This is a genomic window from Marispirochaeta aestuarii (assembly GCF_002087085.1).
GTDB classification, from domain to species: Bacteria; Spirochaetota; Spirochaetia; order JC444; family Marispirochaetaceae; genus Marispirochaeta; species Marispirochaeta aestuarii.
This window is the reverse complement of record NZ_MWQY01000001.1, coordinates 255,732-279,538: the sequence shown is the minus strand read 5'-3', so window position 1 is coordinate 279,538 and position 23,807 is coordinate 255,732. Positions and strand designations below refer to the sequence as shown.

General features: G+C 55.6%; 21 protein-coding genes. 9 read left to right on the top strand and 12 right to left on the bottom strand.

The window, feature by feature from the left end:
* Positions 1 to 11: 11 nt before the first annotated feature.
* From B4O97_RS01265 to B4O97_RS01250, 4 genes are read right to left on the bottom strand one after another with little or no spacing between them, the layout of a single operon-like run.
* Positions 12 to 1,340: a PTS sugar transporter subunit IIA gene (locus B4O97_RS01265; RefSeq protein ID WP_083047521.1), complete on the bottom strand. Its 1,329-nt coding sequence runs from the start codon at positions 1,338 to 1,340 to the stop codon at positions 12 to 14.
* Between the two features lie 58 nt (positions 1,341 to 1,398).
* Entirely contained in the window at positions 1,399 to 1,917 is a 519-nt protein-coding gene (locus tag B4O97_RS01260) for a chromate transporter (RefSeq protein WP_083047519.1), read from the bottom strand.
* The gene (locus tag B4O97_RS01255; protein ID WP_083047517.1) at positions 1,914 to 2,462 is read right to left on the bottom strand and encodes a chromate transporter; all 549 of its coding nucleotides are present in this window, start codon (positions 2,460 to 2,462) and stop codon (positions 1,914 to 1,916) included. Before B4O97_RS01255 ends, B4O97_RS01260 begins: the two co-directional genes overlap by 4 nt.
* On the bottom strand, positions 2,459 to 4,723 hold the full coding sequence (locus B4O97_RS01250) for a biosynthetic peptidoglycan transglycosylase (protein ID WP_083047515.1): 2,265 nt from the start codon (positions 4,721 to 4,723) through the stop codon (positions 2,459 to 2,461). The genes B4O97_RS01255 and B4O97_RS01250 overlap by 4 nt, the downstream gene beginning before the upstream one ends.
* A gap of 253 nt (positions 4,724 to 4,976) precedes the next feature.
* On the opposite strand from B4O97_RS01250, the gene B4O97_RS01245 reads away from it, so the two are divergent.
* Positions 4,977 to 5,381: a hypothetical protein gene (locus B4O97_RS01245; RefSeq protein WP_083047513.1), complete on the top strand. Its 405-nt coding sequence runs from the start codon at positions 4,977 to 4,979 to the stop codon at positions 5,379 to 5,381.
* On the opposite strand, the gene B4O97_RS01240 is transcribed toward B4O97_RS01245, so the two are convergent.
* Genes B4O97_RS01240 through B4O97_RS01215 form a run of 6 tightly spaced genes read right to left on the bottom strand, consistent with a single transcriptional unit; the run spans position 5,369 to position 11,356 of the window.
* Positions 5,369 to 7,180, bottom strand: a complete 1,812-nt coding sequence (locus B4O97_RS01240) for a hypothetical protein (protein WP_083047511.1) — start codon at positions 7,178 to 7,180, stop codon at positions 5,369 to 5,371. The two genes, B4O97_RS01245 and B4O97_RS01240, sit on opposite strands and share 13 nt — an antisense overlap.
* A complete protein-coding gene (locus B4O97_RS01235; RefSeq protein ID WP_083047509.1) occupies positions 7,120 to 8,529 on the bottom strand; it encodes a hypothetical protein in 1,410 nt (469 codons plus the stop codon). Before B4O97_RS01235 ends, B4O97_RS01240 begins: the two co-directional genes overlap by 61 nt.
* Before the next feature lie 22 nt (positions 8,530 to 8,551).
* Positions 8,552 to 9,052 carry a hypothetical protein gene (locus B4O97_RS01230; protein ID WP_083047508.1) on the bottom strand — a complete coding sequence of 167 codons (501 nt, stop codon included), beginning with the start codon at positions 9,050 to 9,052 and terminating at the stop codon, positions 8,552 to 8,554.
* 10 nt (positions 9,053 to 9,062) lie between these two features.
* On the bottom strand, positions 9,063 to 9,734 hold the full coding sequence (locus B4O97_RS01225) for a FecR family protein (RefSeq protein ID WP_083047506.1): 672 nt from the start codon (positions 9,732 to 9,734) through the stop codon (positions 9,063 to 9,065).
* A 21-nt stretch (positions 9,735 to 9,755) separates the two neighbouring features.
* Positions 9,756 to 10,904 carry a hypothetical protein gene (locus B4O97_RS01220; RefSeq protein ID WP_083047504.1) on the bottom strand — a complete coding sequence of 383 codons (1,149 nt, stop codon included), beginning with the start codon at positions 10,902 to 10,904 and terminating at the stop codon, positions 9,756 to 9,758.
* Positions 10,901 to 11,356 carry a hypothetical protein gene (locus tag B4O97_RS01215; protein WP_083047502.1) on the bottom strand — a complete coding sequence of 152 codons (456 nt, stop codon included), beginning with the start codon at positions 11,354 to 11,356 and terminating at the stop codon, positions 10,901 to 10,903. The genes B4O97_RS01220 and B4O97_RS01215 overlap by 4 nt, the downstream gene beginning before the upstream one ends.
* Positions 11,357 to 11,458: 102 nt before the next feature.
* On the opposite strand from B4O97_RS01215, the gene B4O97_RS01210 reads away from it, so the two are divergent.
* Positions 11,459 to 14,179, top strand: coding sequence for a CHASE2 domain-containing protein (locus B4O97_RS01210; RefSeq protein ID WP_083047500.1), 2,721 nt, complete (start codon positions 11,459 to 11,461; stop codon positions 14,177 to 14,179).
* 9 nt (positions 14,180 to 14,188) lie between these two features.
* On the opposite strand, the gene B4O97_RS01205 is transcribed toward B4O97_RS01210, so the two are convergent.
* Together B4O97_RS01205 and B4O97_RS01200 are read right to left on the bottom strand one after the other, a co-directional pair.
* Positions 14,189 to 14,875, bottom strand: a complete 687-nt coding sequence (locus B4O97_RS01205) for a response regulator transcription factor (RefSeq protein WP_083047498.1) — start codon at positions 14,873 to 14,875, stop codon at positions 14,189 to 14,191.
* Positions 14,875 to 17,037, bottom strand: a complete 2,163-nt coding sequence (locus tag B4O97_RS01200) for an ATP-binding protein (protein ID WP_158084085.1) — start codon at positions 17,035 to 17,037, stop codon at positions 14,875 to 14,877. The genes B4O97_RS01205 and B4O97_RS01200 overlap by 1 nt, the downstream gene beginning before the upstream one ends.
* Before the next feature lie 172 nt (positions 17,038 to 17,209).
* Here B4O97_RS01200 and B4O97_RS01195 point away from each other — a divergent pair, with 172 nt between their 5' ends.
* The 7 genes from B4O97_RS01195 (at position 17,210) to B4O97_RS01165 (ending at position 23,790) form a co-directional block, all read left to right on the top strand.
* Positions 17,210 to 18,862, top strand: coding sequence for a hypothetical protein (locus B4O97_RS01195; protein WP_143305468.1), 1,653 nt, complete (start codon positions 17,210 to 17,212; stop codon positions 18,860 to 18,862).
* On the top strand, positions 18,859 to 19,713 hold the full coding sequence (locus B4O97_RS01190) for a hypothetical protein (protein WP_083047492.1): 855 nt from the start codon (positions 18,859 to 18,861) through the stop codon (positions 19,711 to 19,713). Before B4O97_RS01195 ends, B4O97_RS01190 begins: the two co-directional genes overlap by 4 nt.
* Positions 19,714 to 19,877: 164 nt before the next feature.
* A complete protein-coding gene (locus B4O97_RS01185; RefSeq protein ID WP_083047490.1) occupies positions 19,878 to 21,560 on the top strand; it encodes a carbon starvation CstA family protein in 1,683 nt (560 codons plus the stop codon).
* Positions 21,561 to 21,666: 106 nt separating this feature from the next.
* A complete protein-coding gene (locus B4O97_RS01180; RefSeq protein WP_083047488.1) occupies positions 21,667 to 21,948 on the top strand; it encodes a hypothetical protein in 282 nt (93 codons plus the stop codon).
* Positions 21,948 to 22,877: an ArsA family ATPase gene (locus B4O97_RS01175; RefSeq protein ID WP_083047486.1), complete on the top strand. Its 930-nt coding sequence runs from the start codon at positions 21,948 to 21,950 to the stop codon at positions 22,875 to 22,877. Before B4O97_RS01180 ends, B4O97_RS01175 begins: the two co-directional genes overlap by 1 nt.
* The gene (locus B4O97_RS01170; RefSeq protein WP_083047484.1) at positions 22,874 to 23,506 is read left to right on the top strand and encodes a hypothetical protein; all 633 of its coding nucleotides are present in this window, start codon (positions 22,874 to 22,876) and stop codon (positions 23,504 to 23,506) included. Before B4O97_RS01175 ends, B4O97_RS01170 begins: the two co-directional genes overlap by 4 nt.
* Positions 23,503 to 23,790: a hypothetical protein gene (locus B4O97_RS01165; protein WP_083047482.1), complete on the top strand. Its 288-nt coding sequence runs from the start codon at positions 23,503 to 23,505 to the stop codon at positions 23,788 to 23,790. Before B4O97_RS01170 ends, B4O97_RS01165 begins: the two co-directional genes overlap by 4 nt.
* The last annotated feature ends 17 nt before the right edge of the window (positions 23,791 to 23,807 follow it).

Genomic DNA, 23,807 nt, shown 5'->3' with positions numbered 1-23,807 from the left:
TCGGGGTCTTTTTATAATTCCATAATAAGCCGTCCTGATTTGAAGACGCTTATCTTTCGTGTCGATTCGGATATTGCCACAGCAAGAGCGGAACTGACGGCGGATATTCCCTGGGCTGCAGCATGCCGGGCGCCAAGGCCTGAATGCATCTCTTCGGCGGTCGGCTGGCCGGACAAATAGGTCCCGGCGGATTCAATTGTGCCGTCACCGTTTATAATAAAGGCACCGTCGATGCGGGCGAACTCCTTTACCGTCTCTTCAATGCTCGGATCAAGAATATTCCTGTCCTCCCGGGGATAACCATGAAAGGGATTGGCGATCATCTGCCTGGTATATTGCACGACCCCATCGTAATCGCCGACCACAAAAAGGGTCCCCACCGGTTTCCCCTCCCTTCCCTCCAGGGCGATCTGGGTCGCGACCTGAAGGACACGGGTGAAGGTGGAGATCTCCAGGTCCTCCGGGAAACCTTCGGTTGCAGATGAAAAGGGAATCTCCGCATCCTCGAGCCGGGTCAGCCGAAGGGAATCAAGAAAACCGGAACCAGGCTGCCCGAAGACATTTACAATGATATCAGTCTGGCTGAGCACTTTTCGGCTGAGAAGATACATCAGGGTAAACTGAACATGGGCGGAACGCTTGACTCCTTTGAAGGGCATGACAATCGGACTGTTTCCATCGGTGAGCCGGGAATCGAAACGTCCCTCCCGGCTGGTAACGATAATTGCATCCGTTCCCTCCACAAGGGATTCGATAAACTCATCATCCTCAATGGCATCGGCATGCAGCAGAAGACGGGCGGAATCGATGGAATTCCGAATCCTCACCGCCTCGTTGAAAATAAGCGAAGAAATGCCCAGACGATCATGGTATATATTGCCCCGGGTTTCCTCCGGTTGACGCAGAATGGAGATAAGTTCTGCGGCATTCAGGGCGGAAATGAGGCGATCAAGGAGCTCTTCATTCTGCAGAACCGCAGCCATTTCACTGAGGAGCTTGAGGTGTTTTTCCCTTCCCCCCGCAAGCAACATCACGAGACGAACCGGATTATCCCGGTCACTGTCCCAGTCCAGACCATCCGGAATAACAGCCACCGCCATCCTGTTGTCCTTACTGTGGGGGATAACGGCGTGGGGAACTGCGAGGAGAGGACTCAGCCGGGTGGATAGGGAGGCCTCCCGTTTCTGCACCAGGGATTCGACCTGAGCGGCATCCATTCCCCCCAGATCCGCGGCGACGGCTCTACACAGGCGCCGTATAACCTCGTCCTTGCTGACTCCCTGACCTGCCGGGTAGATAAACACCGAGCCTTCCGTCAGCATGCGACTGAAAATTGTCATTACCTTCAATAATACCCTACGGGTCTTTCCTGTCAAGGATCGTATGTAATCCGCTGAATTACAAAAACAGAAACCCCACAAGCCCCGAAGCCGCAATAATGAAAGCAGGATGCAGTCTTGAAAATCGGAGAACAGCGTATGCTCCCAGGGCCAGCAGAATCGGTCCTGAAGAATCAAAAGCTACCCGGCCTATGGACCAGGCGCTGTAAAAAATCAGGGCAACCAGCGCCGGCTTCAGCCCCAGCAGGGCACCCTGTATCCAGCTGGAATGGTAGAAGCGGTCCGCGACAATCCACAGAAGAATCACAATAAGGATTGGAATAAGCAGAACTCCCAGGGTTGCAAGGACTGAACCCGGAATCCCGGCCACCCTGTATCCGATAAAGGTGGCAGAGTTAATGGCAATCGGGCCGGGGGTCAGCTGAGAGATTGCAATGAGGTCGGCAAACTGGTGAGGGGAGAGCCAGCCGTGCACTCGAACGACCTCGACTTCTATGAGGGGGATCGCGGCATATCCGCCGCCGAAACTGAAAGCACCGATCTTTAGAAAGGCAAGCAGCAGCGAAAGCAGCGTCATCCGGCTTTCCCTCCTTTGCGTCTCCTGCGCAGAAACTCCCGCACAAGACCGGCAGCAACCGAGAGGGCGACAATCTGGTAGGGGTTTATTCCGGTAAGAATGAGCAGGAGAAACCAGATTACCGCGAGGATAACAAGAAACACGGAGAAAGTGCGCCGGGCGACCCGAATCCCGGTCAGCGCTATAAGGGCGACAACAGCGCCACGGATTCCCCGGAAGGAGGACATGACCTCCGGCAGCTCGAAAAATCCCGAAAGATGGATCGCAATTAACAGAATTATCAAAAAGGAAGGAAGAGACACCCCCAGACAGGTGGCCACAGCTCCTTTCCAGCCTCCGATGTGGCGCCCGATCAAAAAGGCCGTATTGACAGCGATGGGACCCGGTGCCGACTGGGCTACAAGCAGTACATGGTCTATCTCCGCCTTGCTGAGCAGCTTTGCGGTTGTGGAAATCTCATGCTCAATAATCGGTACCATGGCGTAGCCTCCGCCGATGGTAAAGAGGCCTATCCGGAAAAACTGTACGAAAAGCCTCATGATCATGAGGCGTCTCCATTCCTGAATCGGGGACGCCGTGAAACAGCCCGCTGGTATTCTTCCTCGCTGAGGCGACCTCTTTCCAGCATCAGATCAAAATAACCCCGCATATGTGCCCACCAGTAGTCCGGAACTTCACCGTCAAGAAACATGCCATGATAGCTGCGTGGGGCCGGGAGAATGGAAGCCAGCCAGACCGCTTCCGGGGCGCTGATTTCACCAGGCACCTTTCCGAAATAGTATTGCGCCGCCTCGCGAATACCGATTATTCCCGGACCGAACTCCACCAGATTTATGTAAAGCTCTAAAATCCGATCCTTGGAAACCCGGGCGTTCCCTTCCAGAAGGTAGACCAGGAAGGCCTCGTGGATCTTGCGGGCAAGAACCCTGTCGCGGCTCAAAAAAAGGTTCTTTATAAGCTGCATCGTCAGGGTACTGGCCCCCACTTCGATGCCGCCGGAAAGTATATTCCGTTCCATTGCGTGGCGAAAGGTCAGCCAGTTTATGCCGTCATGAAAAAAGAAGTCTCCGTCCTCACAGGTCAGAACCGCCAGGGGAATCCAACGGGACATATCCTCCAGGTACACATAGCGGTAACTCCGGTCGAGGGGAACATCGGCTGCCTCTTCCTCCCCGCCGAAGACCTCGGGTTCCGGAGCCCCCTGTTTTTCCCGGTTCTGCAGACGGTATATCTGTCTTTCCGTAAGCTCAGAGTTATCCAGCATCCACTGAAGCCCCACCCTCCGCGGTTCAGGGACCCTGATCTTTCGGGAATTTCTCCCATCTTCCAGTATGTGAACAAAGGATCGTTTCAGTTTATAGACGTTCAGCTCCGCCGGTATTGAATCCACAGCAAAGTCTTCCATGGATACAGAGGACCGCCAGTTCATCTCCCGAATCATATCCAGGGGAATCTCCAGGTCCAGATCCCAGGAGAGACTTCCGGCGAGCTTCATCCCTTCGAAGGGGCCGGAAAGTCCATCGGGCACCGCCCTGAGAATCGCATCAGCTCCGGTTTCCGGCAGATGAAGACGCAGATCAAGCCGGGCCGGCGCAGAGGTTCGTGGAAAGATGCCCCGTATTGCCGGAAGAAAATCCATGGCAATACCGTTTACCCTGAGATTCCCTGTTCGCACCCGCAGTTCTCCCCAGGCGGAAGAGGGATCCCTCAAATGAGACTCCTGCATGGCTGCTATGATTGCCGGATTTGACGGGGTTGCTTTTCCAAGAATCCTGGGCGGGGCCAGGGGGGGTTCCGGATCAAAGATCAGGTTAAAATCGTAGTCCAGATCGACCCCTGAAACAGCCTCTTCCCCCAGGAGCTGGTGGGAAACAGCGAGGTTTCTTCCCATTAATGCCCCTTCAAGCTCAATGAGCCCGGGGACGGGGCTCAGGAACCTGCTCTTTACATCGAGAAATCCGGAAATGCGGGGAAGAGCATCTGCAGAGAAGAAGAGAGGAACAAGGCGTTCCAGATCGATACCAGCAACCTCGAAATCGCCCTCGGCTTTCTTTTCCTCGAAGTTCAGACTGACGCTTAAGCCTGTTCGCTCATCCTTTGCTGTAATCTGAAGCAGTCCGGGGGAGGATTCCCGGTCGATAAATACATCGGGACCGTTGAAAATTTCAGTTTTTCCAGTTTTGCCGGTGCAGATAAAAGACGGGTTATACAGGAAAAGCTGATCTGGAAAGAGCCGGTGTCCGATTATCCGGGAGCCGATGTTCCAGAAGCGGATAAACTCAGGCGGAACCCGGGACACTGACTTTTCCCCGCTGTCTGTACCTGTACCGGCAGAGGATTCCGGGGTCCCGGGATCCGCCGGTGCAGACATGTTATCGGGAGTTTTCATGCCGCCTTCAGGCTGATGTACATTATGCCTATCCCTCGCGAAGGAGAGAAGATCCATTGTCAGAAGGATTCGCGGATCATGAAAATTTACACTCTTTACAAGATTCCCCGCCCCCGTTCCCCGGCTAAGCAGTAGCAGTATGTTCAGATCGATATCCATCCGCCGGGCGGTAAAAAATGGGTCATCAGACTCCTTATATGCGTCAAAAAGACGGACCTGGGAGAGCTTCAGGCCGGCGAAAGGGAAATAGCTGATGGAATCCGCATGAAAAACGAGGCCGGTACGTTCTTCGAGCCGGTTTGCCATTGCTGTTACAGACTTCGGCAGCAGCCGGGTATTGAGATACACCAGACCGGAGGTAATGAGCAGGACAATCAGCAGAGGGGGCAGAATAAAGATGACAATTTTAGACTTCATCGGGTTTTCGCCGCAAAGTTTCGCACTTAAGCAGTATGAGGGTCAATAAGGATTGACCTCGGAATTGAGCCCCTGTATACCCGTCCAATCCGTAACTCTGAGGGTCTGGATCTCTTCGACGATGGGAATTCCCTTCAAAAAGCTGATTTCTGCAGAAATACACAGGACAGAATTTGCGTTTCATAAGCTTGTTCATAGAATTCCTGGTAGATCTCATTTTAAAGATCAAAAATATTAAATTCGGAGATGCTGCATGAAGACTATTACCCTTCTGGACAATGATTCTGTTTCTCTCTACTGCTACCCTGAACAAGGAATAATACATCACGAAATCCATAAGTTTGTATTCGGTGAACCCTGGCGGGAAATGATGATGAAAGGTGCGGATGCCTTTATTGAACACGGATGCACCAAGTGGTTATCCAACGACAAGAGCAATTCCGCCATGAGACAGGAGGATCTCGAATGGGGCCAGAAAAACTGGGAAGGCCGTATTCTCGAGAAGGGCTGGAAGTACTGGGCACTCATGGTGCCGGAAAAGGCCATCGGAAAAATGAATATGCGTCCCATAGTAGACCGCTATGCGGGAATGGGTGTTACGGTTCAGATATTTTCGGAATTTGACGACGCCTTTAAATGGCTTACTCAGCAGAGCTGATTCTCCCCGGCGAGTGACGCGGCCCTCTCCCGGATTACCGGCCAGGCTTCCAGGAGCTCACCGTAGAGCTTCAGCCACTCCTGATAGCCTCCCGGAAGTCCGGCGAGGGGATCCTTAACGCCTGCGGTCAGGGCATCCCGGTAGGATGTTAAGGATTCGGCCCACCACCCGGGTTCATCGTTGTAAATATCAAGAAGCCTATCTATGAACTCGATGCGGCTGTCTGAGTATTTTGTGTATTGTGCCCTCAGATACTCCCGGAAGGAGGTCTGCCCCAGGGAAGCCGTCCGGATATATTTCTGCGCTGCCTCCTGCAGCCTGCCCTCGGCTGATTCCGAGACAAACTGTCTGACGAAATCTCCGAGAATCATATGGTTCATCCTTCCCGGTCCGGGCAGCAGGTCCCGGTCTGTCCCCGACAAGTCCGGTTTGTCCACTTCCGGATCGTGATACAGGGCCGCGGGCAGGTACATTGCCCGGACCTGAGGATTACAGGCCAGAAACATCATGCCGAAGCAGGAGTCCTCCTGACGATCCAGGGGAAACCAGGCGGGCAGTTCCAGGGTACCCTCCAGGGCCAGGCTGCCTCCCTGCAGGTTTAACCCGTCCCGTACAACAGGCATCCGGGGCGCATGGATATTCAAGCCCGACAAAACCGAGGCGGAGTAACGCCTTTTATCCAGGTAAATGTCATCATCCGAAAAATATCGCCGGGAATCGATAAAAAAACTGTCGGTAAACCAGCGGGCACCGCAATAGCCGGCACTGACGGCGCCGATCAGGGCTTCTCCGCCCTCGATAACCCTGGCCGTTTCGGGGCTCAGAGCTGCAAGATCTTCCCGACCCGCTTCATCGAGCTTCAGGGGCTCCCCCAACCTGGACAGAATCTCCCGGGGTAGATTGTAATTCTCCATGGCTACGAAGTAGTCCCGCAGCTCCCCCTGGGACGCAAAGAACTTCAGCTCAGAGTATCCCCCCGCCTCGAAACGCCTGCCTTCTCCAACTGCTCCTGGATGCGAAAAAATCCGATAGTACAGGTCGTCATCGCTGTACCAGGTCCGTCCCCTGCCGGCTGCAAGCAGGGCGGTATTGCGGTTGGCCCCGGTGCGTACAAAACCAGCTCCATCCCCGGGACCGTGAAGAGCAAAGTCCAGCAGCTGCGGAGAGATACCGTCCAGGCTGCAGGCGGCCGCAAGAGAGTCGCGAAACAGGCGCTTTTCCTCCTCCCCGAAATAGACAAGAGGTCCGGGATAGTCCTTTCCAAGATCAGCGGTGATTTTCCTGTTTCGCTTCGCATTGTCCGAATTTCCGCTGCCGTCGAAAACATACAGAGGGATTCGCGGCCCCGAAAAGTCCGAATGACCGGTCCGTGACTCGAGCCACTTTTTCAGGGATTCAGGACGGTCCGCGGTAATTACCGCTGCGGAAAGCCCCCCGCGTTTATGGTCTTTGCTGCTTTTTTTCTCTGCAGAAAGAAGGGCCTCCGGCCTGAGCAGACCGGACTCGACCCATCCGGTAAGAAGTCGCCGCAAAACATCAAGCGCAAAACCGTATCGGTCGGCCTGAACCAGGGTTTCCAAGTGGCCGTCCAGGGAAATACAGCCTGTAAGAAAACGAAACAAACCATATTGCGCCGCCGGTAAAATCAATGTTTCCCCGGCATTCCGGTTCCTGAGCAGTACCTCCTCCCGCCCCGCAGGAAAGGCCGCGCATTCCGCGGGATAAAAACGCTCCTGCATCATGGCCCCGGACCTCCCCTCCGGTTCAAGTCCGCCGCCTTCCGCCAGATCTCCGGCCATGCGCAGAGGAGTTCACCGCAGTGCGCAAGGTACTCCCGGAAGGCCTCTTCGTCTAGTTCTTCCTCTACCTCTCCACCGGGGTTTCTGAACTCCCGGGGCAGCCAGGGCCGGGCTTCACGGGCCTCGTTTCGCAGGAGACGAATATGCAGTTCCAGATCTTCCGCCCAGAAACGGGGCTTCCCCCGGCTCTCTTCAAGCCCCTGCCTGAAGACCCCAAGACGGCCGCCCAGGGATGCAAGATAGAGTTCCGTCAAAATCTCCCGCCGGCGCTTTAGCGGTTCTCCTGCATAACGGGACAGACCGGTCCCCAGGGCGTACAATACGCCGGCGGCATCCGGGGTCCCGGGAATACCGCTCTGTATGAACCTGAGGAGCTGCAGCATGATTTCCGACGTTCCGGGAACGATGCCGGTAAAATCGTTTCCCGCGAAAGGCCGTTTGATACTTCGATCATGTTCAATCGCGCGAGGCAGGTGGCAGATCGGCGACTCGGGATACAGCGCCCTGAGCATCCAGGCCCAGAGGCTGTCGGAGCTGCGGATTCCCGGCAAAAAGGGGGGAAGCAATTCGCTGCCGTCATAGGCGAAACAGGTGGAAACAAAGAAGGGTGCGCCGGAAAAACTGATTTCGGGATTGAGCATAAGGGCCCAGGGCTCAGTGCGGGCGGTTTCGTACTCCTTTTTGCCCCGCCAGATCTGGCCGGACAAATTCGAAGGCACAGCGCACAGGGAAAAAGGATTCGTATACCAGCGACCGCCGTAGATCCCGCACATGGCGAGCTTCACCGGCCCGTTATGGTCCACGGAAGACGGAGAGCTTCCCAGTACCGTATCTATTGTATCCGGGTTCCAGTCCGCCGGCACCGTCAGTTTATCAAGGCGCTTACGGCTTCCCAGGGGAAGAAGCAGAGGTATCCCGTCGTCATTCCCTGCAAAACCATTTGCATCCCGGAATCGGAGAAAACGGAAGCGTACATCGTCGTCCAGGCTCAGGACCTTCCGACCGGCATACAGCAGGAGCCCGACATTGCGGTTGGCCCCGGGGTGACCCGTTACAACCGTTTCCGGCAGACCCAGGGCAAACTCGAAGAGAGAACTCCGGCTGCTGTTATTGAACCTGTCAGACAGAGCTTCCCGTTCGGCCCGGCCGAAGCAGCGCAGACTGCCGCCGAAGGTCCCGGCGAGACCGGCGCACAGGTCCCGGTTCGCCGCAGCCGAGACGGAGTCCCGGGAATCGTCCAGGATTGTGATCTTCGCGGCTCTACTGCTGTTTTTCAGATACTGAATAAAAGAAACCAGCGCCTCTTTCAGGATTTCGGGGCGCTGGTTGGTTGGGATTACAATTTCCACCTATTTTTTCAATGCTTTCAATTCAGGAATGGAAATAGAAGACTACTTCGCTAACTACTGTGTTTTCCCCAGTTTTAACTTCGAACCCGTCTGTTATAGCAGAATAATTAGAGGCCATGGCAACTGCAGTATAATCAACAAGTTCTAATATAAGCCTATATCTCCTGGCAGGTAATGCAACGATAATAGTGCCTATAGATACATTATTAGCCACAGGGCCATAATAGTAAGCCTGTGTATCAATGGGAGGCAATAAAGAAGAAGTACTATAATAGTAGTAGTTACTAAATTGGTCTATTGTAATTGTCTCATTCGCAAGCATCGCATCGACGTCTTCCTCAGGATATATGTAGACTTTCACATATCTTCCATACCCTGCATATCCAACTGCATTCTGTGTCTGCAAATCGATTGTAATCGCATTTTGCTCATTATCACTCTCACCAGGCTCAATATAACAGCCAGAAAGAGAAACTAGTACAAAAATCAAAACAGGTAAAAATAACTTAAAAAAATTATTCATATACGCTCCATCAATTTGGATATATCCATGGTATGGTCGCTGTTCCATAATCTTCATATCCTGTTGGAACAGGCAAGCTCTCCACCAGCTCCTCAATCTGCGCGGCACTGATATTCACCCCAAACTGCTGCTCCAGGGCCTGGAGGGTTCCCGGGGGAATCTCGATACCGTCGGAGGTGATGCTGACCCCCGCGGGGATGCCGGCGCTCTGGCCGTAGGCGTTTATCAGGGCCACCAGGCCTTCAACGACCTGCAGGTTGTAGCCGTCATAGCTGAAGCTGGTTCCCCGCACGGCAGCGGTGGATACGGGGCTTCTCAGGCGGAACTCCTGCTGCAGGCCTCCGGTGCGCCGCACCTCGGCTTTTACCCGGCCCACCCGCAGATAAAGGTCGGTCTTTACGGTTCCTTCCCGTTCAGCCAGTTCGTCGATGCGCATGCGGGTCAGAGGTTGAACCTCCAAGGTGGAGTCGCCGATCCTAAGTACGGCTTCGGAACGGAAACCCGTGGAGATTGTCGCACCCTCGGGGATGCTCAGCCCGGTGCTCACGGCTGTCCAGGCGCCGCCGCTCTGGTACTCCACTTTGCCGCTGAAGCTCTCCACCACCACGCTGGTCTGGGCTGCGGCGGGTACAATCAAAGCGATCAGCAGGACCGCTGTAATGCAGATTAATCTGATTTTCATACTTTCTCTCCTTTCCTTACATTAAAGCCCTACAGAGACGTCCAGGCGGATCAGCCCCTGATTGGGACCGTCATCGGGCAGGTACATGCCGCCCTTGAGGGATGCTCCCACGTCCGAGGCGGGTTTGAAACGGACACCCCCTTCAGCCTCCATGCCGGTGTACTCCCCGTCGAAGTAGAAGGCCCGCCCGCCGGCGGTGAACTGCAGATTCCTGAAGAACGGATCAAAGCGGTCGGCCCAGGGCCGGATGGAATAATCCGCGGAAACCCGGGTAAGCTTTGCGGGGGCGGGGGAAACGATTAAACCGAGGGTCGGGGAAGAGACGGTAAAGAAGTCCTCGCTTCCCCCCAGCACGCCGGCGGATACCCGGCTGTTGTAAAAGCTCTCCATGTATAAATATACCTCGCCGGAACCATAATATCCCGACAGGTCGTTGCTGATGTCCCGGGAAAATATTCCGTTCACATTATAGAAAAAACCGCTTCCAAGACTGCCTTCCAGAGCACCGGCAAGGTGCAGGCTGTTCAGTTCATCGTCATCACCGCTCAGGTCCTGTTGAAAAAGACCTTCGACAGACAGAAGCTGTCCCTCCACAAGATTCGGGAACTCCACCCTCAACTGCTCAAACAGCCGCTTCGGCGCAAAATAGACATCGTCGTCAGCGTCATCGACATAATCCGAGAGGGTCATGTTGACGGAGGCTTCCGGCTTGGTAAGGAGACCCGTATAGCCCGCTGCGCCTGTAACAGCCGCGGAGCCGATGTCGAAACGGGCCCTGGCGCCGTCGGCCAGGTGATCAAGGGCTATTCCGGTAGGGTCGGAAAAACGGAAGCGCCCCAGGGAGGCGTCCATAACGGTTTCGCCGCCGAAAAGCCCGCCCTTCTTGATGCCAAGACGCAACAGATCGGTATCGAAGATGTGATACTCTTCTTCGTTGTACAGGTAAAAGACATTGCCAGCGAAACTGTACTGGGTTTCGGCGTCATCGGCCCAGAAGTGGTTGAACCAGATGGAGCTCTTGAACCGTGGGGTGTACTCGGCGTCTTCGTCCTCCATAAGGTCGATATCGGAACGGCTGTCCACCACGACACCCCAGTCAAAGGCGTTCAGGCCGGCCAGGGGAAGCAGGATAATGAAAACTGCACACAGATAGAACAATGTTTTTTTCATGAACGCTCCTCCAGTTCACTCAGGGCCCGCCCGATAATACGCAGGGCCCTTTCTCCCGATACCGGAGAATCGGGGGCTCCCCGGCCCTGAACCATTTGAAGAAACTTCAGGTCCCGCAGGGAGTACCGGGGTCCCGGGAACAGCATGCTCCCGAGCCCGCGGGGCAGATCCAGCTTGCGTTGAACAAGATGGGCGAATTGACCGAGATTAACCTCCGCATCGGCCGCTGCAAGTCCGAGAAGCTCAAAGGCAGCTTCCGACCGCAGGGCACCGAAGGCTTCTTCCCTGGAGCCATAGGAGGCATCCCCTTCAAGAACGGTCAGCAGATAGGCGGCACTGCCCGCGCTCAGGCGTTCTTCGAGGAGGATCTGGTCGATGATCTCATTGGATTGAGAAAAAATCGGCAGGCTGATCGTTATACCAACGAACAGCAGCAGGGTAACTCTTTTCATACTTTCCTCTTTTGGTATAATACATTCTATGAACTGACAAGGAAACTATAATTTTATATTTTCCTGTGTGCAAGAGTCCCCCCGGAATAAACGGAGGAAAAAATGTCCAGAAAGTTCGAGTTCCGAAACTATTATCTGACCCCCCTTGTTATTGCGGTCATAACCTGTTCCCTCTTTCTTTTTCCCGGCCTGCGCGGTGCGGACCGCCGGATTTACGACACCTTTCTGCATATAAAACCGGCGGTAAAGGAGGAGTCATCACTGCTTCTGCTCGACATCGACGATCTGGCCATTGCCCAGGTGGGAACCTGGCCCTGGAGCCGCAGCGTCATCGCCGACGGGCTCATACTGCTGAAGGAGTTCGAGACGGATACCGTGGTATTCGATATCGAATACGTGGACCCCAGCCCCAGGGGAGTTGACTCCCGCTATCTGGAGCAGGAGATTCCCCGGCGATTCCGTGAGGAGTTCGGCGAACTGAACGAAAACATAAACGCCCTCTTCGAAGCCATTCTGCAGGGCTACATACCCCTTGAAGAAGCGGAAGAGTACATCTACGACCTGACGGACATCAGTTCCACTGTCCGGGACGAACTGCTCCAGTCGGTCCGGCATGTGGCCAGGGACAACGACGAATATCTGGGCAGGGCCTTTAGTCTTTTCGGCAATGCCTGGGCAACGGTAAACATGCTTCCCGACGAGGTGGAACTGGTCAAAGTGGGAGACGAGCTGAAATCCTACGTGAAAGAGGAGATCAGCCTGAAGAATCTTGCGGTGCGGGAAGACTACCGGCATCCCTATTCAGCCATGGCCATTCAGCCGACAATCTATCCTGTTATATCCCGGGCCGCGGGGGCGGGTTTTCCAAACGTGGTTGTGGACGAGGACGGAGTACGGCGCAGAATCGATCTTGTGGCCCTCTACCAGGACAGCTGGTTCGGGCAGCTTGTTTTCAGTCCCCTGGTATCCAGCCTCGGTATCACGACAATCCGGCTCCAGAAGGGCCGGATTGTTCTCGAAGCCCCGGAACAGTCAATCACGATCCCCCTGGACAGGGACGGCAGAATGCTGATCAACTGGCCGCCGAAAAAGTTCAACGACAGTTTCCGGCACCTCTCCTACAACAAACTGGTTGTCCATGACAGGATCGAAAGCCAGATAGTCAGGAATCTGCAGATCATGGAGCAGGCGGGCTACCTTGATTTTCACCGGAGTGAAGCCCCCCTGGCTGACCTGCTTTATTATACTCAGCAGCTGAAGGAGGAACTCCTCTCCGCCGGCGGCAGCGCTTCTCCGGACGAAGCTCAGGCAGCCAAATACCGGGAACTCCGGGCTCTCCTGTTTGCGACCTGCGCCGATTTTACGGGAGGAGAGACCGAGGCCCTTATCCTGGAGGAGATCGACCGCATTCTGGCCTCCCCGGATCTGGAGGATGAGCTGCGGGATGAGTATACCGCTGTCCGCAAAGAGGTCAGCGCCTCCTTCGAAGCCCTCGGGGCGGATGTCAGGGAGCTGACGGCCCTTCGCGAGGAACTGCAGACGGAACTCGCAGGATCCTTCGTCATTATCGGACACACGGGAATATCCACTACGGATATCGGGGTCAATCCCTTCGAGAAGGAGTATATGAATGTGGGAACCCATGCAGCGGTCGCCAATACCATCCTGCAGGGGGAGTTCCTGGACGAGCTTCATACCGGCTGGTCTCTCCTCGCGGCGGTACTGCTGACCCTCATACTCTCCATGGTTATCCGGACCCTCTCGCCCCTGCAGTCGATAATCGTGAGCCTGGTATTCATTCTCGGGACCCTTGGGGGAGGCCTCCTGCTTTTTCTCTTCAGCGGGGTGTACCTGCCCATGCTGGGTCCCCTGATCATGCTCTCCCTGAGCTTTCTTACAATCTCGGGTATCAAATTCCTCAAGACCGAGGGAGAAAAAAGCTTTTTACGGAACGCCTTTTCCCGCTACCTGTCGGCGGATGTCATCAAGCAGATAATCGACAACCCGGACCGTCTGAACCTGGGGGGCGAAAAAAAGGAGCTCACGGCGGTTTTTACCGACATCAAGGGGTTTTCCACCATATCGGAACAGCTTGATCCGACGGATCTGGTCAAACTCCTGAACCAGTACCTGACGACCATGAGCGATACCATCCTGGACCTCAAAGGGACCATCGACAAGTACGAGGGCGATGCGATTATCGCCTTCTTCGGAGCCCCCATCGAACAGTTCGACCATTCCTACCGGGCCTGTCTTTCCGCGGTTCGCATGAAGAGGATGGAACGGGAGCTTAACCAGCGCTTCATGGAGGACGGTATGTCCCCCTCGCCTCTGCTGACCCGGGTGGGGATAAACACCGGAGAGATGGTCGTCGGGAACATGGGTACCCTGCAGAAGATGGACTATACCATCATGGGCAACTCCGTTAACCTTGCCGCCCGCCTCGAGGGGGTAAACAAGCAGTACGGAACCTGGATTCTGATGAGTGAACAGACCAGGGAGGCGGCGGGAGACTCCTTCGCAGCCCGCCAGCTCGACCGCGTCCGGGTTGTGGGGATTCATCAGCCGGTGCGCCTGTATGAGCTTATCGACGAGACAGAACATCTGGACTCCAACACCCGGGAGGGGCTGGATACCTTCCACGCTGCCCTGGAACTCTTCGAGGAGCGGGAATGGGAGGAGGCGGAAAAGCTCTTCAGGGCGGCTACCAAGCTGCTGCCCGAGGACGGACCCTCTGGTTTCTATATTGAACGGTGCAGAAAATTTGTCAGCACCCCTCCGGCGGAAAACTGGGACGGTGTATTCAATCTGACGCTGAAATAAGCACCAGCTTCAGGACTGCCGGCTGCCGGCCAGAGCGTAGCCTGCGCCCCACCTGTTCAGGATATACCTGGGCCGGGAGGGATCGGGTTCCAGTTTTGCCCGGAGCCGACGGATATTTACGCGGACTGCCTGGAGGGCTTCAGAGCCTGCCTCCCTGTAGTCCAGCCGGCGGGCAAGCTCTTCAGAGGATACATAGGCACCCCGGCGGTCCGCAAGCAGGCCGAGGATTTTCAGTTCCTTCGGGGTAAGTTCCACCTCCCTGCCCTCCACAAAAACCGAACGCCGGGAAGAATCGATTCTGACCCGGGGAAGGTTCTGTTCCGCGGAGGGTTCGATACGGCGGAACACCCGACGGATACGGGCCGCAAGCTCCAGGGTATCGAAGGGTTTTCCCACATAATCCTCGGCGCCGATATTGAGCCCCAGGGCCACCTCCATGGGCAGCGTTCGGGAACTGATAATCAGAAAAGGGATCCCCTCCTCCATGCATTTTCGCCCCACCTGATACCCGTCCATGTCCGGCAGGATCAGGTCGAGCAGAACCAGCTTGGGCGGCCGGGTCTGCAGGATCTCCAGAGCCCGGGAACCTTCGGAAACCCGGGAGACCGCAAAGTCCAGCCCGGACCGGGAGAGGGCATCCTTTATTCTGAGGGCTGTGGAATCCTCGTCCTCGACAATCAGACAAAAACCGTACACTAGTCTCCCTCCGTATTTTCGTGAAACCAGCGAAAAAACTCCCGGGAAAAACGGTCTGCCAGCACCACCAGGGATACCGGGTTTCCGCCCTCCCCGGCTGTTTCAATTTCCCGGGCCAGATCAGCGGCCTCACAGGCACCCGCATCGGAACAGAAGCCGGCGAGTTTGTGGGCCAGGTCAGCGGCTTCGGCGCTCCGGCCTTCGCCGCAGGCCCTGTTAAGGGCGGGGATGTCCTCCTGCAGTATCTCCCCTCCCCGGCGCTGAATAATCTCCGAAATATCAAAGCTCTCTTCCGAAGAAGTCGCTGCCCCGAAATCCTGAGCCTCGAAAAAGCTTTCGAGAATGCTTTTCAGCTCCCCCATCCTTAGCGGTTTTTCCAGGATGGCGTCCATTCCGGCCTCAAGGATCTCTCCCCGTCGGGTCTCAGAGGCGCAGGCGGTTGCGGCTATAACAGGGATATCCCCGCCCCCGTGGTTCCGGGACCGTATCCTCCTCGTCGTCTCGAGGCCGTCAAGGCCGGGCATTCGGCAGTCCAGAAACAGGGCGTCGAACACCTCGCTCTCAAGAAGAGTCAGGGCTTCCTCCCCGGAGGAGGCCAGGGTCACGGTGCAGCCGAGCTCTTTGAGCATGGCGGAGAGAATAATCCGGTTGGTCTCGTTGTCATCGGTCACCAGGACCTTCAGGGGAAAGCTTTTCTTTCCGGAATCTCCGGATGCCTCTGCAGGCGCTGTATCGAGAAGGGGAAAATCCAGATCGAAGCCGAAGATACTCCCGATTCCAGGCTCGCTTTCCAGGAAGATATCTCCCCCCATGAGGCGTACGATCTCCCGGCTTATGGCAAGCCCCAGTCCGCTGCCGGAGCCTGTTCCGGAACGGGACTCCTCCACCCGCTCGAAGCGCTGGAATATCCGCTCGTGTTGATCCGCAGGTATCCCGATTCCCGTATCCCGGACCATAAAACGAACCCGGACAGAGGAATCCCCCGGGGAGACAAGGTTGAGAGAAAAAACAATCCCTCCCTCTGCGGTATAGCCGACGGCGTTGGCCAGCAGGTTGTCGAAAACCTGCCTGAGGCGCAGCGGATCGGCCGCAACGGACCGGGGCAGAGCGGGATCGATCTCCACATCCAGAGCAAGTCCCTTCAGACTGCAGCGGGGCATAACTGCCTCCGCCGAACGCTCCGCGAGATCTGCCAGATCGACGGATTCAGGATTGATGGGTATTCGTCCCCGTTCCAGTCTGGAGACATCCAGAAGATCATTGACCATCGAAAGGAGGTCCCGGGCCGAATCTTTCAGGATACCCAGGTAGCGTTTTCGTTCCCTCTCTTCGCAGTTTTCCAGCATCTGAAGAGCCCCCAGAATACCGTTCAAGGGGGTACGTACCTCGTGGGACATGGTATCGATAAAATCGTCCTTGATTTTATTGGCGTGCTCCAGGCGCTGCTGCTTCTTGCTGTTCTCCCGGGACAGTTCCTGCAGGTCGCCCCTCATGGCGTTTACCGCACCGAAGAGCTCCGCCAGGGGGTCCCCATCGTCGATGCGGGGGATATGGACGCCGTAGTTCCGGTTCCAGACGATCTCGCCCATCAGTTCAAGCAGTTCGTCCAGACGCCCTGGACTCCCGGGCACCCAGGGATTGCGAATTCCCCGGCGTTCCATATCTACCCGGACGACCTTCAGGGCCGATTCATAGTCCCGGCATATGAAGATCTTCTCGGATAGTCCGGAGATTGCCACAGCCAGGCGTACAATTCCCCGCATGGGGCCTCTCATGCCGTAGAAAACCACCAGCCTGAGCCGGGGCAGTAATTCCCGCAGATTGCTTAGCACCTCGTTTCGATTGCGGATGGGGGGAGGAATCAGCTCGGAATAGTCAAAAAGGGCGTAAAAATCCTCCCGGGGGTCGAGAAAGACATCCAGAAACTGCCGCACCAGCCGGGTCGTTCCGTCGGCATCCTCCTCCCGGGGACGTCCGATGGATTTGTATATACCGATATTGCGGCCCACCATGCGGATCTCTCCCCGGTAGTGGCCATCGCCGGTTTCGTACACCCAGTCTTTCATAAAGGTAACGGGCAGTCCTGTTACAGGACAAAAAGCATCGGGGGATTCTTCGGAAATGGAATGATCAGCGGCTTCCGGTGTCTGCATTTTTTTCATGGTGTAAAAATCCGGTTTTTCCAGACTATCACAGGCACAGACGGGGAACAAGGAGAGTTTGTAACCTTTTTGTAATGAAACCGTAAGGTTTCTGTTCCTTGATTTTGCCTGCATCTTCCTTAGGATGGTACGAAGCCCGGAATTTACCAAAAAAACATTCGGAGGCGTATATATGATGCACAAATCAGTCATCCCGGTTCTGGTACTTGCATTTCTGGTTCTGCCCCTGACAGGTCAGACCACCGGGGAGGTACTGGACCAGAAGATAGAAACCATCGGCACAGCCAGGGGGGCAGACTCACAGGAGATTGCCGCAGCCCAGGGGCTGCTGCGCAACAGCGTTCCCGCGGGTGCCCTGGACGGCGGATGGAAGGTAGTATCCCCCTTCGATAGCATCCACGTCCGCCCCCTCTCCCTCAAAGCAGCGGGAACACAGATCAGCCTGGTCATGACCCCGGAGCAGGCGGAATACGTGGATACCTCCGGGCCGCGGGGTCTTGGGGCATCCCTTCGGACCTATGCATTCTTTCTGGGCCGGGGACTCACCGGGACCCTGAAGGCCCACCTGGAACGCTATGTGGGTCCCGTACAGATAGTCTATTCCGGGGCTGTTCCGCAGCGGGGCTTCGCGGTAGTTCCCTCCCTCTCGGGCTTCGAGTACAAATTTGTCATGGCGGATATAGTCCTCCAGACCATCCGGGTGGACCTTGATCTTACGGTCGACCTGTACATGGACGGGAAGCAGATCGCTTCGGAGGTTTTTTCCCTGGACAGATACAAGGGCGAGAAATCCTTCGTCGCCGTGAACAGCGGCCCCGTGGCGGAGAATATGGTCCTGATCATGTCGGAACTGGTTTCCAGATCCCTGCCCTTTATTCACGGCGCGGTCCTGGAATACGGCGGACCGCCTCCCGTCAAAATCGATATGGACCTGGTAATTGCCGCATCCACCAGCTGGGAGTTTTACGAAAGCCTGAAGGATGAGCTCTCCAGAGAGGAACGGGGACTGGTTCACTATTTTCTCTCCATCGACCGGGCCTACATGGACAGCAACACCGACCGGCAGGCGGAACTCCTGTCCAAACTGAACAGTTATGTCAAACGCAGCAACATCGAGGCCTCCGCCCGGGAAGAACTCGTGGAGGAGATGCGCTATCGCTACCGGCTCCGGGAGGATCAGCAGGCCCGACAGAACAAAATCGATGACGAGTTCTACAACTTTGCGGGAGAATACACCGAAACGGTCATCGATGTGGCGGAGATCGTTCCCGACGCAACCAAAGCCCTGCTTCTGGTTGTCGGGTACAGTAATCCCGCGACTGCCAGCGTACTGGCCGCCGGATCGGTGGCCCTGGCTACCATGGAGGGGGTCGAAAAGGGTGCCAGGTTTGTCGGCGCCGCCTCGGCTGAATACCTCCACGGCAGCGGAGACCCCGTACAGTCCCTCTACGCCGGAACCAAGGCTTCGGTACTGGATATCGTCGGCGGCAAAGCCGGTGATGCCCTGGGTACTGCGGTTATCAGCAGGGTTGCGGCCCGGGAGGCTGCGGAGATGAGCAGCAAAGCCGCGGCCAGAGGCTACGGAGACGACTTTGCCCGCTATGCCGCCGCCCGCGTCTACGGCAGCCGCATGGGACGGAGCCTTGAGCCGGGGAAGAAAGCGGCGGGAATTCTTACCGGTAAAGGGGCCGCCTACTCTGAAGAGATAATGGAAAAATACACCGGGCTGAACTATCAGGTTGTGACGAACTCCTTTCTCGGGGAGCGTCCGGAAACCACGGAACTGCCCGGGAACGCCAGCCGTATTGCCGGAGGAAAACAATGATTCGAATACTCTCTACCCCCTTTGCCGTCCTGCTTGCCCTCAGCCTGCTCTTTTCCTGCGCCACAAGCGGCAGCGCTCCCGGCACCTCGACTTCCGCGGTACAAGCGCCCGCAGAGGTCCCCCTGCGCCTGGCAGACGCCCGTCCCGATCTGGCCGCCGTGGTTACCGCCGTCTACGGAAGCCTCAGGAATCCGGAAGCCCCCCTTGACGGGACCGTCCTGTTCGACAAGCCCCTGTTAATCGAAGGAGAAACGGACATCCGGGGATTCGGCCTCGGTAATGTGGCCATAGAAGAGGATACGCCCCTGGGGGATGATCCCCTGTTCCGGAAAACCTCGGGTCTGCTGCGCCTCGCGGATCCCCTGGGCCGGGAGATGTACTGGTCCTGGGCCGCGGAATACCTGCTGCAGGATGAGGGTATCCTCATACTTTCCTCCGCTGCGGCTCCCGTCTACGGTAATTTCGACAGAATCCGCTTCTTTTTCGTAGAGAAGGACCAGCTTCCCGCCCTGTCGTACCTGGAAGACGCGAATTTCGAGGAGCTGCTTCCTCTGGTTGCCGCCAACGCCAGCGAGGCGGGGGAGCTTAAGGCTGAAAACGGCATGAAGGATATGTATTTATTTGTCTTCGATATGACCCGCAGTGAATCCTCCGTCGACCTCGAGCTCTATTCCGACGGGACCCTTGCCGATGCGGTCGTTTCGGATAGCAGGAGTATCAATCAGGAGGGATGGCGCTTTATCATGGCCGAGGGGTCCTTCCGCTTCGGTAATGATGCGAAGTACAGGCTTTATGCCGCGGAATCCCGGGACGCCCCCAGGGTGCTCTCGGTGCTGGCGGTTGAAGACTGAGGGGCAGCCTCATGCATGACCTGCAATTAGTTTATACAGTATTAATTAAATTTTGCAGGTCCAGGGATAAAAATGAGAACTATACGCAAAAAAATATTTGCGCAGTCGGCGAAACGGGCGTAGGATAAAGACAGATTTAACAAAAACACCTTCAAGGAGGAGCTATGTCAACATTAATTATTCTTGTTGCACTGGCGATTTATCTGGTCTTCTACTTCGTCTACGGAAAAAAACTGCAGCTGAACCTGATAAAATCGCACGAGGCGGCGGACGCACCATCGAAGCGTCTTTCCGACGGAGTGGATTACATTCCGACGAGCAAATTCGTGCTCTTCGGTCACCACTTCGCCTCGATCGCCGGAGCGGGCCCCATCGTCGGACCGGCCCTGGCCGTTGCCTGGGGATGGCTGCCGGGTCTTCTGTGGATCTGGTTCGGTAATATCTTTATCGGGGCCATCCATGACTATCTCGCCCTGACCGCGTCTGTACGCTATGACGGGCGGTCTGTCCAGTTTGTGGCCCAGGACCTGATCGGCAAAAAAGCCGGCAAATCCTTCGGCTGGTTCATCCTCTTCCTCTGCATCCTGATCGTTGCAGCCTTCGGAGACATCGTTGCAGGGCAGTTTGCAGGAGACGGAGCTGTTGCCTCCACCTTCTTCCTTTTCTGTGCCGCAGCGATCGTTCTGGGAATACTGCTGTACCGGACAAAACTTCCCTTTTCCGTCAGCACGATTATCGGCCTTGTTCTGCTGGTTGCCGCCTTCATGATCGGACGCAATGTAGGGATCCCCGCCAGCAAGGACACCTGGTTCCTGGTAATTCTGGTTTACATCTTCATTGCAGCCGCGCTGCCGGTTAATATCCTGCTGCAGCCCCGGGACTACCTGAACAGCTTCCTGCTCTATTTCGGACTGCTCGCAGGGGGAGTCGCCGCAGTTATCGCGGTAAAGAACTTCGATTCCGTTCCCCTCTTTACAGAATTCAGCGCAAAGGTCATCGGCGGAAAACCCTCTCCCTTCTGGCCCACGGTACCCCTGGTAATCGCCTGCGGGGCCCTGTCGGGGTTCCACGCCCTGGTTGCCTCGGGAACCAGCAGCAAGCAGCTCCGGGAAGAGAAAGACAGTCTCTTCGTCGGTTACGGTGCCATGCTGACTGAAGGTTTCCTTTCCACCATCGTTGTAATTTCCATTGCAGCCTTCGGCATCCAGGCCCTGGGAGCAGGAAACGTACTGACCACCGGTGCACTGCCCCGCTTTACCTCCAGCTACGGTGCCATGGTTGCCTCTGCAATGCCGGTCTTTACCGCGGATTTCATGAAGCTTTTTGCCTCCATCTGGGTAAGCTCCTTCGCCCTGACTACCCTTGACACCACAAACCGTCTGGGACGGTATATCCTCGGCGAACTGGCCCTGCCCCTTAAGGAAAAGAACACCGGTGCCTACAACCTTTTCCAGAACAAGTGGTTCGGCTCCATGGTGGTCGCTGTCCTGGGTATCGGACTTGCATGGACAGGAAACTACACCGTTCTGTGGCCCGCCTTCTCCGGCGCCAACCAGCTGATCGCTTCCGTTGTCATGCTTACCGTCGCCATGTGGGTACACAAGCAGCTGAGCGCAAAATACACCAATATCGTGCTGATTCCGGCGATCCTTCTCTGGGTAACCGTAACGGCAGGTCTTATCTGGTATGAGCTGGTTATAATACCCGGCCACTTCGCCACCGGCGCTACTGTCAAGAGCATGGTAACCGGCACCACCGTCGGGCTTATTACCCTGATCATGCTGATCATGAATATCACCATGATCGTCTCGTTCTTCAGGAACTTCAAGGAAAAGACCGGCGCCTGAGCCGGCAAACGGACTTTACCATGATTGCGGCCTGTGAGTTCCCCCCTTAGGCGGGGGGGCCACAGGCCGTATTCCGTACCGGAAGAAAAAGGAGTACCATACAACAATGCTGGAAAAAATCTCCAGGGGACTCAGAGTATTCTGGGAAACCGCCGTACAGGTCCACCGCGACAAGGCTACCGGAATGCTTGAGTTTGAACTGAAAGAGATGGAAAACATCTTTGTCCTGCTCCTCTTCGGCAGCTTCGTCGGGCTCCCATCTCCCCCCTCGGCAATGGCCCTTGAACTGATGCCCTACATGGAAGAGGAGATAAAACTGATGATCTCCCGTGCCGACCTGGCCCAGGACCCATTGGGCAGTCTTCTTGGAATGCTGGAGGTGGACTGATGCGAAGAATGCTTTTTTTTCTCGGTAAAGGCGGGGTCGGTAAATCGACCATCTCATCGGCGGTTTCGTACCAGCTGAACCGCCTGGGAAACACGGTTCTTATCGTCAGCCTGGATCCTGCTCATAACCTGGGCGATATCTTCAATACACGCCTGGCGGATGAACGCCGCAATATAGTAAAAGGACTCGACGCCATGGAAATCGATCTCCAGGGCTGGGTCCAGAGGTATCTGAAGAAAAGCCGGGACGAGCTGATATCGAACTATAACTACAATCTTTCCATCAACCTGGATTCCTATATGAATATTCTAAAATACTCTCCGGGGACCCAGGAATATGCGACCCTCTGGGCCATCGAGTACATATATGAGACCTGGAAGGATAAATACGAGTATCTCGTTTTTGACACTCCGCCAACGGCCCTGACCCTGCAGTTTCTGGCCATGCCGTCAATAACGCGCCTGTGGGTACGGGAGCTCACATCCATGAGGGAAAAAATCCTCAGCAAGAGGCAGACCCTTACCCGGCTGAATCCGGAAGCATCGGTTCTGAAGGGGGCGACAAAGAAAGAGGACGACAAGGTCTCCATGCAGCTGGGGTCGATCTCGGACCGCCTGGAAAAGCTTTATCAGCTCTTTACGGAACGGAGTTACATGTCTCTGGTGATAAACGATGACCGCCTGAGCCTGGAAGAGTCCAAGAGAATCAGACAGGAGCTTCAGAAACTTCAGATCACCATCAACAGTGTCTGTCTTAACAAGATCCCCTCGGTGGAGGATTCCCATCCGGAAATCGAGAACCACTTCGCCAGTTTTCCGATCAACAAGATTGCGTCGGTTCCGGGGGGTATCCACAGGACAGAGGATCTTGCAGACCTTACCATCGACAAGATCCTCGATCATATACGTCAACAGGAGCCTTCAGCATGAACTCACTTATTTATCTTCTTATCGCTCTGGCCGTTGCAACAACCCTCGGATACTACAAGGGGAGAAAAAAGAACCGCGAAATCGGCGGCATGATCGGTACAGTCACGGAAGAGATACTCTCTCCCGGGGAAAAGGAGTATGTAAACATCGGCGGGACTCTGGGTCACAATTTTACCTATCAGCTCGATCCGCCCTTTAAGGAAGCAAAGGGCACCTTTACCCTGCTGCCCAGGCATTCCGTACTCTACCTTCCCCTGTCTCTGTTGATAACCCGCCACGACCGCTACTATCTGCATATATACTCTTCCAGAGAACTTCAGGGAGAATGTCATATTATTGCCAAACGCTACTTCCCTAAAATGCGGGTGGACATAAAGGGAATAGATAAACTGAAGCGCGACACAGTTCAAACCAGGGAAGGGGAATTTATTCTTTTATGGGACAATCCCCGACTGGAGGCGAAGATGCGGACCCTGATCGAGAATACGGAGGGCATCGATACGCTGCTGCACTTCTGCTGCTATCGGGACAACAAGGTTTTCTTTATCCACAGTATTCCACGGGAGCCCCGGTTCCGGCAGCTCCTGAGCGGGATTTATGCGGGACTGCCGGAGTTCATGAAAAAATGAGTTCTGGAATGCCCCTTCCTGTACAGCGGAAAATCGATTCAGTGCTGCAGCGGGTCAAGGAACCGGAGACCCTGCGCAGCATCGGAGAGCTCAACCTTGTCCGGCGGGTACGGTACAGCGAAAGCGAAAAGCGCCTGATCGTTTTCATGGACATAGCAGATCCCCGATCGACCTGTATGGTCTGCTCCATTGTCAACGAACACCTGGGCTCATCCATCCGGCGGGAGCTTCAACGGGAGATGGAACGGGAGTTTCCAGGCTTCAGCGTCGAGATTTCCGGATAGACTTCGCGCCTCTGTGC

Excerpts from the sequence above, each read along its gene's own strand:
- B4O97_RS01265 (WP_083047521.1), bottom strand. The coding sequence starts at position 1,340 with ATGACAATTTTCAGTCGCATGCTGACGGAAGGCTCGGTGTTTATCTAC.
- B4O97_RS01260 (WP_083047519.1), bottom strand. The coding sequence starts at position 1,917 with ATGACGCTGCTTTCGCTGCTGCTTGCCTTTCTAAAGATCGGTGCTTTC.
- B4O97_RS01255 (WP_083047517.1), bottom strand. The coding sequence starts at position 2,462 with ATGATCATGAGGCTTTTCGTACAGTTTTTCCGGATAGGCCTCTTTACC.
- B4O97_RS01250 (WP_083047515.1), bottom strand. The coding sequence starts at position 4,723 with ATGAAGTCTAAAATTGTCATCTTTATTCTGCCCCCTCTGCTGATTGTC.
- B4O97_RS01245 (WP_083047513.1), top strand. The coding sequence starts at position 4,977 with ATGAAGACTATTACCCTTCTGGACAATGATTCTGTTTCTCTCTACTGC.
- B4O97_RS01240 (WP_083047511.1), bottom strand. The coding sequence starts at position 7,180 with ATGGCCGGAGATCTGGCGGAAGGCGGCGGACTTGAACCGGAGGGGAGG.
- B4O97_RS01230 (WP_083047508.1), bottom strand. The coding sequence starts at position 9,052 with ATGAATAATTTTTTTAAGTTATTTTTACCTGTTTTGATTTTTGTACTA.
- B4O97_RS01225 (WP_083047506.1), bottom strand. The coding sequence starts at position 9,734 with ATGAAAATCAGATTAATCTGCATTACAGCGGTCCTGCTGATCGCTTTG.
- B4O97_RS01220 (WP_083047504.1), bottom strand. The coding sequence starts at position 10,904 with ATGAAAAAAACATTGTTCTATCTGTGTGCAGTTTTCATTATCCTGCTT.
- B4O97_RS01215 (WP_083047502.1), bottom strand. The coding sequence starts at position 11,356 with ATGAAAAGAGTTACCCTGCTGCTGTTCGTTGGTATAACGATCAGCCTG.
- B4O97_RS01210 (WP_083047500.1), top strand. The coding sequence starts at position 11,459 with ATGTCCAGAAAGTTCGAGTTCCGAAACTATTATCTGACCCCCCTTGTT.
- B4O97_RS01200 (WP_158084085.1), bottom strand. The coding sequence starts at position 17,037 with ATGAAAAAAATGCAGACACCGGAAGCCGCTGATCATTCCATTTCCGAA.
- B4O97_RS01195 (WP_143305468.1), top strand. The coding sequence starts at position 17,210 with ATGATGCACAAATCAGTCATCCCGGTTCTGGTACTTGCATTTCTGGTT.
- B4O97_RS01190 (WP_083047492.1), top strand. The coding sequence starts at position 18,859 with ATGATTCGAATACTCTCTACCCCCTTTGCCGTCCTGCTTGCCCTCAGC.
- B4O97_RS01185 (WP_083047490.1), top strand. The coding sequence starts at position 19,878 with ATGTCAACATTAATTATTCTTGTTGCACTGGCGATTTATCTGGTCTTC.
- B4O97_RS01180 (WP_083047488.1), top strand. The coding sequence starts at position 21,667 with ATGCTGGAAAAAATCTCCAGGGGACTCAGAGTATTCTGGGAAACCGCC.
- B4O97_RS01175 (WP_083047486.1), top strand. The coding sequence starts at position 21,948 with ATGCGAAGAATGCTTTTTTTTCTCGGTAAAGGCGGGGTCGGTAAATCG.
- B4O97_RS01170 (WP_083047484.1), top strand. The coding sequence starts at position 22,874 with ATGAACTCACTTATTTATCTTCTTATCGCTCTGGCCGTTGCAACAACC.
- B4O97_RS01165 (WP_083047482.1), top strand. The coding sequence starts at position 23,503 with ATGAGTTCTGGAATGCCCCTTCCTGTACAGCGGAAAATCGATTCAGTG.